The organism is Priestia sp. P5_B4 (assembly GCF_056400385.1).
The window spans coordinates 1-1,143 of record NZ_JBFULJ010001082.1 but is presented as its reverse complement, the minus strand read 5'-3'; the positions used below and the strand labels follow the sequence as shown (position 1 = coordinate 1,143).

The 1,143-nt window shown below is 29.8% G+C and carries 1 protein-coding gene; it reads right to left on the bottom strand.

The window, feature by feature from the left end; genetic code table 11:
- The coding region (locus AC1DRF_RS28970; protein ID WP_477742434.1) for a YolC/YozM family protein at window positions 1–340 on the bottom strand (340 nt) is incomplete at its 3' end.
- Between the last annotated feature and the right edge of the window lie 803 nt (window positions 341–1,143).

The following is a 1,143-nucleotide window of genomic DNA, read 5'->3' as shown; positions in this document are numbered from 1 at the left end:
GTGCAAGAGYTTCACTTTCAATATCGAGCCATCGCTTCTCTTTTTCTACTTGTTTAACATTTCTCTCACGAACGTTAACTTTATAGGCGTTCAAACCGTTCTCTTTTAATTGACGTTTAATATCTGCTTTTACCTTGTTTACATCTTCAGTATCCTCTACCTCGACTTTTACATCTTTTGAGTCTGAACCAACACTTAGAACGGCATATTTATCAGATACATCCCTAAGAATAGCATCTAAATCCTTATCTTTAGTGTTTGAAGTTGTATCAGCGTTCTGACAAGCTCCAAGTAATAATGCGAAACAACTAAGAAATACAATATTTTTTATTAATTTCATGCTTTCCTCTCCTTATAGATTTAATTGTTCTGTCTTAAACGAACCATACAATTATTTCATAAAATAGAAAAAAATAAAAATATAATTTTTGCTTATAAGTGAATACCATATACATCGCTAGTTTACATAAATACTCTTCCAGAACCCATAATAAAAAAGAACTCTTGATACAGGACAGAGGACTTCACCCTGTTTTTGAGACAGGAATCAAAACACCTTTTATACATATTCTMTCCTCTCTCAAAATAGTATTTTTAGGAAAAATATGATATTGTTTACATACGGTTATATTTTGGTACTTTATAATTGTGAATTCTGATAAAAAGCTACCTCGCTTGCCAATGCCGGGGGAGCTTTTTATTTTTGCTACAATTCTTCGAAAGGAGTATTTGATGTTATTAAAAACGCTAGTTACAGCATTTATTGGAGGTATTCTTTTTCCTTTGTCAACAAAATTATTTATGCAGAAAAGACCACTAACAAAGACATAAATTATATTACAATGAGTTTGTCATTCGCTATTATCTTCTTCATTGTGCTTCTATTTACAAACACCTTCACTTAAAAAGAGCAGAAGACCTAAATATTTTCAGTCTATTAAGGAGTCTTTTATTGAAGTTACAAGTTCAAAGATTATGACAAGAGTAAGTATAGATAAAGCTATCTGTAGAGGTAAATTAAATGCATATACAAATATTACAATTAGAGCATATATAATACCTAAAATTATATTTTTTTTATTCTTAGTTTTTTCGTGATTACTCATTTGAAAAACTCCTTAATAGACTGAAAATATTTAGGTC